Here is a 9,679-nt window from a genome sequence, read left to right as displayed (position 1 = left end):
GATATGTTGACCAGGGAAGGGGTGGTTATCCCGTAGTTCGCCTCAAGATTTTTGGCGCCTGGGAGATCGAGCGCCGCCCGCGCGGCGCTTCGCGGGACAAGCCCGCTCCCACATTTGTTGCAACGTGGCCATGCCTGTGAGGCCATGGTTGTCAGTCTTGACGGCATGACTGGAATTCGAGGTGGGCATTGGCGCCACCCCCGTCTCAAGACATGCACCAAGGTTTGCAACCATGGCCTGACAGGTTCGGCACGTTGCAACAAATGTGGGAGCGGGCTTGTCCCGCGAAGCGCCGCGCGGGCGGCGCTCGATCTCACAGACGACGCAAAACCCAAGACAGCCATGCTGCACAAAATCAGCGCAATTGCGGCCCCTGGAACCCCATCCACATCGCCAAACGCTCGGCCACACTGGCCCCCACGCGCTTGGAGAAGCGATCGAGCGCCGACTCCTGCACGGTGAAGTCCACCAGGTCCTTCTCGCCCACGATCTCGCGCGCCACATAGCTGGCACTGCCCAGCCCATCGACCAGACCCAGCTCCTTGGCCTGCTCACCCGACCAGACCAGGCCACTGAACAGCTCCGGATGCTCCTTGTCCTTCAGGCGCTCGCCCCGCCCCTGCTTGACCATGGCAATGAACTGCTGATGCGTGGTATTCAGCACGCCCTGCCAGAACTCGGTCTCTTCCGGCTTCTGCGGCGAGAACGGGTCAAGGAAGGCCTTGTGCTCGCCCGCCGTGTAGGTACGCCGCTCCACTCCCAGCTTCTCCATGGTGCCGACAAAGCCGTAACCGGCCGCCGTCACACCAATCGAGCCCACCAGGCTGGCCTTGTCGGCATAGATCTCGTCCGCGGCACTGGCGATGTAGTAGGCGCCGGAAGCACCAAGGTCAGCAATGACTGCATACAGCTTGATGGCCGGGTATTCAGCCCGCAGGCGGCGGATTTCGTCATACACGTAGCCCGACTGCACAGGGCTGCCGCCAGGGCTGTTGATGCGCATCACCACAGCCTTGGTCTTGCTGTCCTTGAACGCCTCGCGCAGGCTCTTGACGATATTGTCGGCGCTGGCCGGCTCCTGGTCGGCAATCACCCCGCGCACCTCGACCAGCGCGGTATGGCTGGTACTGCGCGACGCCGCCTTGTCCATGTCCATCAACGGTGTGAACAGGATCAGGATGCCGAACAGGTAGACGAAGGCCAGCAACTTGAAGAAGATCCCCCAACGTCGCGCCCGACGCTGCTCCTGAACGCTCGCCAGCAGGGTCTTTTCCAGCAGCTTCCAGCTCTTGCGCTCTTCGCGCTCCTCGGGTTCGGCCTCGGGGGCTTTCCATTCGTCTGCCATGCTTACCTACCTTGGAAATGGAATTGCGGAACCACCCAGCCACTCACGCAACTGGGAAAAATGATCGATGCATACCTGCGGGCCGAATTCGGCCAGCGCCGACAGTGACATGGCACCATAGCCCACGGCCACCGAATGCATGCCGGCATTGCTGGCCATCTGCAGATCGAACGCCGAATCTCCGACCATCAGCGCACGCGCGGGTTCGACGCCGCAATGGCCGAGTATTTCCTCGAGCATCAGCGGGTGCGGTTTGCCTCGGGTCTCGTCAGCGGCGCGGGTGATGTCGAAAAACTGCTCCCAGCCGTTGGCCTTGAGCACCCGATCCAGCCCGCGACGGGCCTTGCCGGTGGCCACCGCCAGGCGGTAACCCTCGGCACGGAAGGCATCCAGCGACTCGACCACACCCTCGAACAGCGGCGAGGGCTGCTGGTCCAGGGCCATGTAGATATCGGCATAGTGCTGACGGAAGCTTTCGACCTGCGCAGGCGCCAGGTGCGGGTACAGGGTGTGGATCGCCTCGCCCAGGGCGAGGCCGATGATGCCCTTCACCGCCTCCTCGCTGCTTTGCGCCTCACCAGCACGCTCGGCGGCGGCATTCATGGCCTCGACGATACGCCCGATCGAGTCGGCCAGCGTGCCGTCCCAGTCGAAGATCAGTAGCTCATAGCCTTTTTTCATGGATCAGGACGCACTCAGACGTTCAACGGTTTTCGCCCAGACTTCATCCACTGGCGCCTCGAGCTTCAGCTCGCCACCATCCGGCAGCGGTACGGTCAGTGCGTAGGCATGCAGGAACAGGCGCTTGCCGCCCAGCTCGCGGATTTCGCGGCTGAAGTCTTCGTCGCCGTACTTGCTGTCACCGGCGATCATGTGCCCGGCATGCAGGGTATGCACGCGGATCTGGTGGGTACGGCCAGTGATCGGGCGCGCCTCGACAATGGTGGCGAACTCGCCGAAGCGACGCAGCACACGGAACAGGGTCAGCGCCTCCTTGCCCTCGTCGTTGACTTCGACCATACGCTCACCGGAGCGCAGGTTGCTCTTGAGCAACGGCGCGTTGACCTGCTTCTTCGAGGTCGGCCAGTGGCCGCGCACCAGCGCCATGTAGCGCTTGTCGACACCGTCGCCGCGTAGCGCGGCATGCAGATGGCGCAGCATGCTGCGCTTCTTGGCAATCATCAGCAGGCCGGAGGTATCGCGGTCCAGGCGGTGCACCAGTTCCAGTTCCTTGGCGTCCGGGCGCAACTGGCGCAGCGCCTCGATCACGCCGAAGCTCAGGCCGCTGCCGCCATGCACGGCGATGCCGGCCGGCTTGTTCATCACGATCAGCGCCTTGTCTTCGTAGACGATGGCCGCTTCCAGGCGCTGCAACAAGCCCTGCGCTACCGGCGCCGGCTCGTCACGTTCCGGCAGGCGGACGGGCGGTACCCGCACGATGTCGCCCGCCTGGATCTTGTATTCCGGCTTGACGCGCCCCTTGTTGACCCGCACCTCACCCTTGCGCAGGATGCGGTACACCAAAGTCTTGGGCACGCCCTTGAGGGCCGTGATGAGGAAATTGTCGATGCGTTGGCCGGCAAGCTCCGGCGCGACTTCGATCAGCTGAACGCCGGAAGTCGGAGGGGTATTGGTCGTCATTGCGGGATCATAACAATTTTTTATGGAATTGAAGCACTTAATCATTGCTGCTATAGTCGCGAACGCCGCCAAAAGCGGCAGGCCAGTGGCACCAGGCTCGTTGCCGGTCCCTGACCAACGCAATTCTCCAGGACGCGAGGCCGTCCTACGGGGTGTTCGCCAGTTTACCGAATTGCCTGGAATCGCCACCAGCGCTGTGTAGAGAAGACCGAAAAAAAACGACAAGTGCGGTGTTTCACCTGCTTACCCGATTCTTTTCGCTGCACCTCTGCCCGCCCGTCGCTTCCACGCAACGCCCGGCGAATGCTTCGGAAATACCTGCCTTGGACATGAATGGCGCCAGCGCAGAACCTGCGTTGGCGAAAAATGCAACCCGTTGCGGATTCAGCGCGCGGCAGCACCCGAATTATCAGGGATACGTGCAGGGTGGAGATGCACAGCCCTCGGACCGTGTAGCACCGCGTCCGGCCCACCAGTCCACTGACGGCTGGCGAGCGGATAAGGTCCTGAACAGATGCCCCCGGGCGTCCACGGCTGACGGTTGATTCCTCCTCCTGACTGAGTGCACAAGGCCCGCTTGGTTGATTCGGATTCCAATTCGAAGCCACCGGGGCCTTGTTGGCACCGCAGCAAACAGGACGCGTCGTCGCGACAACGGCAGGCTGGGCAACCGGCTGGTGCCGAACGTCGCTCGACACGGGGGTGGCCCGGCCACCCTTTGCGCACCTTGGCACCGACCATGAGACGTCGTGTGTGCCGAACGCCGTTTCCGGCAGCCCGGAAACCGACGGTACAACATGAAAAGAATGCTGATTAACGCGACTCAACCCGAAGAGTTGCGTGTAGCCCTGGTGGACGGCCAACGTCTCTACGACCTGGACATCGAGTCCGGCGCGCGCGAGCAGAAAAAGGCCAACATCTACAAAGGCAAGATCACCCGCATCGAACCCAGCCTCGAAGCCGCCTTCGTCGACTTCGGCTCCGAACGTCACGGCTTCCTGCCGCTGAAAGAAATCTCCCGCGAATACTTCAAGAAGGCCCCCGAAGGGCGGGTCAACATCAAGGAAGTGCTGAGCGAAGGCCAGGAAGTCATCGTCCAGGTCGAGAAGGAAGAGCGTGGCAACAAGGGCGCCGCCCTCACCACCTTCATCAGCCTGGCTGGCCGCTACCTGGTGCTGATGCCGAACAACCCGCGCGCCGGTGGCATCTCCCGCCGCATCGAAGGCGAAGAGCGCAACGAACTGCGTGAAGCCCTGAACGGCCTGACCGTGCCGGGCGACATGGGCCTGATCGTGCGCACTGCCGGCCTTGGCCGCAGCAGCGAAGAAATGCAGTGGGACCTCGACTACCTGCTGCAACTGTGGACCGCCATCAAGGAAGCGTCCCAGGACCGCGCCGCGCCATTCCTGATCTACCAAGAAAGCAACGTCATCATCCGCGCCATCCGCGACTACCTGCGCCAGGACATCGGCGAAGTGCTGATCGACAGCATCGACGCCCAGGAAGAAGCCCTGACCTTCATCCGCCAGGTAATGCCGCAGTACGCCAGCAAGGTGAAGCTGTACGAAGACAGCGTGCCGCTGTTCAACCGTTTCCAGATCGAAAGCCAGATCGAGACCGCCTTCCAGCGCGTGGTCGACCTGCCGTCCGGCGGTTCGATCGTGATCGACCCGACCGAAGCCCTGGTGTCCATCGACATCAACTCGGCACGCGCCACCAAAGGCAGCGACATCGAAGAAACCGCCTTGCAGACCAACCTGGAAGCGGCCGAGGAAATCGCCCGTCAGCTGCGTCTGCGTGACATCGGTGGCCTGATCGTCATCGACTTCATCGACATGACCCCGGCGAAAAACCAGCGCGCGGTGGAAGAGCGCGTGCGTGAATGCCTCGAGGCCGACCGCGCTCGCGTCCAGGTCGGTCGCATCTCGCGCTTCGGCCTGCTGGAAATGTCCCGTCAGCGCCTGCGTCCGTCGCTGGGCGAAAGCAGCGGCATCGTCTGCCCTCGCTGCTCCGGCACCGGCATCATCCGTGACGTCGAATCGCTGTCGCTGGCCATTCTGCGCCTGATCGAAGAAGAAGCCCTGAAGGACCGCACCGCCGAAGTTCGTGCACAGGTGCCGATCCCGGTGGCAGCCTTCCTGCTCAACGAGAAGCGCAACTCGATCACCAAGATCGAACTGCGCACCCGTGCGCGCATCATCATCCTGCCGAACGATCACCTGGAAACCCCACACTTCGAAGTCCAGCGCCTGCGCGACGACAACCCGGAAGTGATGAACAACCAGTCCAGCTACGAGATCGCCGCCGCCGAAGCCGAAGAAGCGCCGCAGCCGACCGCCACCCGCACCCTGGTTCGCCAGGAGGCCGCGGTCAAGACTGCCCCGGCCCGCGCCAACGCACCGGTACCGGCCACTGTCGAAGAGCCGCAGCCTGCCGCACCGGCCGCCCCTGCCCCGGTCGCTCCGGAGCCAAGCCTGTTCAAGGGCCTGGTGAAGTCGCTGGTAAGCCTGTTCGCCGGCAAGGAAGAGCCTGCCGCTGCGCCAGTTGTAGCTGCCGCCGAGAAACCGGCCGCCGAGCGCAGCCCGCGCAACGAAGAACGCCGCAACGGCCGCCAGCAGAGCCGCAACCGCAACGGCCGCCGCGACGAAGAACGCAAACCGCGTGAAGAGCGTGCCGAGCGCGCACCTCGTGAGGAACGTGCTCCACGAGAGGAACGCGCACCGCGCGAAGAGCGTGCACCACGTGAAGAACGGGCCCCACGCGAAGAACGTGCACCGCGTGAAGAGCGCGCACCGCGCCAGCCACGCGAAGACCGCCGCGGCAACCGTGGCGAAGAGCGCGTGCGCGAACTGCGTGAGCCACTGGACGCCACCCCTGCCGAGCGCGAGGAACGCCAGCCGCGTGAGGAACGTGTCGCCCGCGAAGAACGTGCCCCGCGTGAAGAGCGCGCACCTCGCGAGGAACGCGCCCCACGCGAAGAACGTGCACCGCGTGAAGAACGCACACCTCGCGAAGAACGCACACCTCGCGAAGAACGAGCTCCGCGTGAAGAGCGCGCACCTCGTGAAGAGCGTGCTCCTCGCGAAGAACGCGCCCCACGCCCACCACGTGAAGAGCGTCAGCCACGCGTAGCCGAAGAAGCCGCTGAGCAGGCTGCCGAGCTGGCCGAAGAGCAACTGCCGAACGAAGAGCTGCTGCAGGACGAACAGGAAGGCACCGATGGCGAGCGCCCGCGCCGCCGTTCCCGTGGCCAGCGTCGCCGCAGCAACCGTCGTGAGCGCCAGCGCAACGCCAACGGCGAGCTGATCGATGGCAGCGAGGAAGAAGGCAGCGAAGAGCAGCCACAACCGCACCAGGCCACCGAGCTGGGTGCCGAACTGGCTGCCGGCCTGGCCGTAACCGCCGCTGTCGCCAGCAGCAACATCAGTGCCGACGCCGAAGCCCAGGCCAACCAGCAGGCCGAGCTGGCCACCGCCGAAGTCGCCACCGTTGCGCAAACCGACGACAGCGAAGTCGCCCAGCCGGTCGAGCAGGCTGAGAAGGTCGAGCAGGTCGAAGCTGCCGCCAAGGCTGAAGAAGTGGCCGTGGCCCCAGTGGTCGAGCAGCCGGTCAGCGAGCCTGTGGCCGTGGTCGAGGCAACTGCCGAGCCCGTGGTCGAAGTCGCTCCGCAGCCAGTGGTCGAGCAAGCACCTGCTGCCGAACCGGTAGTGGTTGCCGAGGCACCGGTAGAAGCGCCTGCCGTCGAGGCCGGTGAAATCGAGCAGGCCCCGGCCGTGGTCGAAGCTGCTCCGGTTGCCGAGCAAGCCGCTCCAATTGTCGAAGCCCAGCCAGAAGTGGTGGCCGAGCCTGCTCCAGTGGCCGTCGAGCCTGCACCGGTCGAAGCCCCTGCGGCGGTGGAACCTGCCACTGTCATGCTGGCCAACGGCCGTGCGCCGAACGACCCGCGTGAAGTACGCCGCCGCAAGCGTGAGGCCGAGGCTGCCGCCAAAGCCGCGCAGGAAGCTGCTGCAGCCGCCGAGGAGCCAGCCCTGGAAGCCACCGATGAGCAAAAGCCTCATCACGGTTGATAGCCAAGGCTAAATGAAAAAGCCCCGCCAGTGCGAACTGGCGGGGCTTTTTCTTGGCTGGGCGTTTTGCCTGTACCGGCCTCTTCGCGGGTAAACCCGCTCCCACAGCCCCCACCACCCTCAAGCCCTGTGAGGTCCCTGTGGGAGCGGCTTTAGCCGCGAAAGGGCCAGCCCAGTCAATGAATCAGTAGAGGTTAGGCTCCATCTCCAACTCCACCCCGAACCGCTCGAGGATATCGGCCTGGATCCGCCGTGCCAGTGCATGCATCTGCGCCCCGCTCGCCTGGCCGTAGTTGACCAGCACCAACGACTGCAAACGATGCACCCCGGCGTCCCCCTCGCGATGGCCCTTCCAGCCTGCCTGCTCGATCAACCAGCCTGCCGCCAGCTTCACTTGGCCATCGGCCTGCGGATAAGCCACCACCCCCGGGTGCTGCGCACGGATACGCTCGACCTGTTCCGCCGAGACCACCGGGTTCTTGAAGAAACTCCCGGCATTACCCAGCTCTGCCGGGTCTGGCAGCTTTTCGCGGCGAATACTGCAGATTGCATCACTGATCGCCTGCGCGGTCGGCGCGGTTACGCCCTGCTCGGCCAGGCGCTGACGCACCGGGCCGTAATCCAGGTGCGCCTGCAAAGTGCGATTCAAGGCAAAACGCACACGCAGAATCAACCAACGGCCAGGGTTGCGCTTGAAAAGGCTGTCACGGTAGCCAAAAGCGCACTCCGCCAAGCCGAAATCACGCAACTCGCCGGTCTCGCGATCCAGGGCGGTCAGGCCGGCGAACACATCCTTGATTTCCACGCCATAGGCGCCCACGTTCTGCATCGGCGCGGCGCCCACGGTGCCAGGGATCAGGCTGAGGTTCTCCAGCCCGCAATACCCCTGCGCCAGTGTCCACTGCACGAACGGGTGCCATGGTTCACCGGCCTCGGCCTCGACCACGATCCGTTCGCCATCGTCGCTGAGCACGCGCCGGCCACGGCTGGCCATATGCAGTACCAGCGCATCGATATCGCGGGTCAGCAGCAGGTTGCTGCCACCGCCAATCACCAGCACCGGCACGCCGCCTTGCTGCGCCTGGGCCAGCGACTGACGTACCTCCTGGTCATCATGTGCCTGGCTGAAGTAGCGCGCCTTCACATCGATGCCAAAGGTGTTGTAAGGCTTGAGCGATACCTGCTCCTGCCACTGCTCTGTCATAGCCGCCCCTTGATTTCCAGGACCAGCGCCTGGCACGCCGCTTCCACCAGGTCGAGCACCTGCTCGAAGCCGTCGGCACCGCCGTAGTACGGGTCTGGCACTTCATCCAGTGCTGCGCCATAGCGCCGCAGGAACAGGTCGAGCTCCCCCACTGCGGTGTGCGGGCGCATCGCACGCAAGTGACCAAGGTTGCTCTCGTCCATCGCCAGGATCAGGTCATATTCGGCAAAGTGCGACGCCTTGACCTGCTGGGCGCGCTGCTGCGACAGGTCATAGCCACGCGCCAGCGCTGCCTTGCAGGTGCGGCTGTCAGGCGCCTTGCCGACGTGCCAGTCGCCGGTGCCGGCCGAGGCCACATGCACCCGGTCGGCAAGCCCGGCAGCCTGCAATTGATGGCGCAGCACGCCTTCGGCGGTGGGCGAGCGACAGATATTGCCGAGGCAGACAAACAGGACGCGCATCAGGCCTCCAGCAAGCGCCGTACGCGCTCCAGGTCTTCAGGGGTATCCACGCCCACGGCAGGCGCCTCGATGGCGTCTTCGACGTGGATGCGTACGCCATGCCACAGGGCACGCAGCTGCTCCAGCGCTTCGGTCTGCTCGAGCCAGCACGGGCCCCAACTGACGAAGTCCTGCAGGAAACCGACGCGGTAGGCGTACATGCCGATGTGGCGACGATACGGCACGCCTTCCGGCAACAGGTTGCGGTCCTTGGCAAACGCATCGCGGGCCCAGGGCAGCGGTGCACGGCTGAAGGTCAGGGCCAGGCCGTTCTTGTCGCTGATTACCTTGACCGCGTTGGGGTTGAACACGGTTTCCGGCTCATGGATCGGCTCGGCCAGGGTGGCGATGCCAGCTTCCGGATGCGCCGCCAGGTTGGCTGCCACCTGGTCGATGATCACCGGCGGGATCAGCGGTTCGTCGCCCTGCACGTTGACCACGATGGCCTCGGCAGGCAGGCCGAGGTGCACGGCCACTTCGGCCAAGCGGTCAGTGCCTGACTCATGGTCGGCACGAGTCAGCAGCACTTCGGCGCCGAAGGCCTTGCAGGCCTCTACGATGCTGGCGTCGTCGGTGGCGATGACCACGCGGCTGGCGCCGCTCTTGCGGGCCTGTTCCCATACATGCTGCACCATCGGCTTGCCGGCGATCGGCAGCAATGGCTTGCCCGGCAGACGCGTGGAGCGCAGCCGGGCGGGGATTACCACGGTGAAGTCCAGGCTCATTTGTCCAGACGCTCGTCGTCGGTCAGGGTGCGTGCCTCGCTTTCCAGCATGACCGGGATGCCGTCGCGAATCGGGTAGGCCAGGCCAGCGCCCTTGCTGATCAGCTCGGTCTTGTCGGCACTGAGCTTGAGCGGGCCCTTGGTGATCGGGCAGGCCAGGATATCGAGCAGTTTGGTGTCCATTGGAGGCTTCCTTTA

The 9,679-nt window shown here is 64.5% G+C and carries 8 protein-coding genes; 1 reads left to right on the top strand and 7 read right to left on the bottom strand.

Annotated elements, in window-relative coordinates; translation table 11 throughout:
* Positions 1 to 355: 355 nt before the first annotated feature.
* Genes sppA through rluC form a run of 3 tightly spaced genes read right to left on the bottom strand, consistent with a single transcriptional unit; the run spans position 356 to position 2,986 of the window.
* A complete protein-coding gene (gene sppA / locus J5M58_RS23420) occupies positions 356 to 1,345 on the bottom strand; it encodes a signal peptide peptidase SppA (protein ID WP_207879769.1) in 990 nt (329 codons plus the stop codon).
* A gap of 6 nt (positions 1,346 to 1,351) precedes the next feature.
* Complete coding sequence (locus J5M58_RS23415) at positions 1,352 to 2,026, bottom strand: HAD family hydrolase (protein WP_112253338.1); 675 nt, start codon at positions 2,024 to 2,026, stop codon at positions 1,352 to 1,354.
* A 3-nt stretch (positions 2,027 to 2,029) separates the two neighbouring features.
* Positions 2,030 to 2,986 carry a 23S rRNA pseudouridine(955/2504/2580) synthase RluC gene (gene rluC, locus J5M58_RS23410; RefSeq protein ID WP_103449704.1) on the bottom strand — a complete coding sequence of 319 codons (957 nt, stop codon included), beginning with the start codon at positions 2,984 to 2,986 and terminating at the stop codon, positions 2,030 to 2,032.
* Positions 2,987 to 3,783: 797 nt separating this feature from the next.
* Between rluC and rne the strand changes: the two genes are divergently transcribed.
* On the top strand, positions 3,784 to 7,053 hold the full coding sequence (gene rne / locus J5M58_RS23405) for a ribonuclease E (protein WP_181457378.1): 3,270 nt from the start codon (positions 3,784 to 3,786) through the stop codon (positions 7,051 to 7,053).
* A 184-nt stretch (positions 7,054 to 7,237) separates the two neighbouring features.
* Here the strand turns inward: rne and murB are convergent, their stop codons facing one another.
* From murB to J5M58_RS23385, 4 genes are read right to left on the bottom strand one after another with little or no spacing between them, the layout of a single operon-like run.
* Positions 7,238 to 8,257 (bottom strand): UDP-N-acetylmuramate dehydrogenase, encoded by a 1,020-nt coding sequence (gene murB / locus J5M58_RS23400; RefSeq protein ID WP_112253340.1) that lies wholly within the window; start codon positions 8,255 to 8,257, stop codon positions 7,238 to 7,240.
* A complete protein-coding gene (locus J5M58_RS23395) occupies positions 8,254 to 8,718 on the bottom strand; it encodes a low molecular weight protein-tyrosine-phosphatase (protein ID WP_112253341.1) in 465 nt (154 codons plus the stop codon). The genes murB and J5M58_RS23395 overlap by 4 nt, the downstream gene beginning before the upstream one ends.
* On the bottom strand, positions 8,718 to 9,482 hold the full coding sequence (kdsB, locus tag J5M58_RS23390; protein WP_207879767.1) for a 3-deoxy-manno-octulosonate cytidylyltransferase: 765 nt from the start codon (positions 9,480 to 9,482) through the stop codon (positions 8,718 to 8,720). Before kdsB ends, J5M58_RS23395 begins: the two co-directional genes overlap by 1 nt.
* Positions 9,479 to 9,664 carry a Trm112 family protein gene (locus tag J5M58_RS23385; protein ID WP_003247142.1) on the bottom strand — a complete coding sequence of 62 codons (186 nt, stop codon included), beginning with the start codon at positions 9,662 to 9,664 and terminating at the stop codon, positions 9,479 to 9,481. The genes kdsB and J5M58_RS23385 overlap by 4 nt, the downstream gene beginning before the upstream one ends.
* Positions 9,665 to 9,679: the final 15 nt, after the last annotated feature.

Source organism: Pseudomonas sp. 32_A, assembly GCF_017490905.1.
Taxonomy (GTDB): domain Bacteria; phylum Pseudomonadota; class Gammaproteobacteria; order Pseudomonadales; family Pseudomonadaceae; genus Aquipseudomonas; species Aquipseudomonas inefficax.
This window is presented reverse-complemented; position numbering and strand designations above follow the sequence as displayed.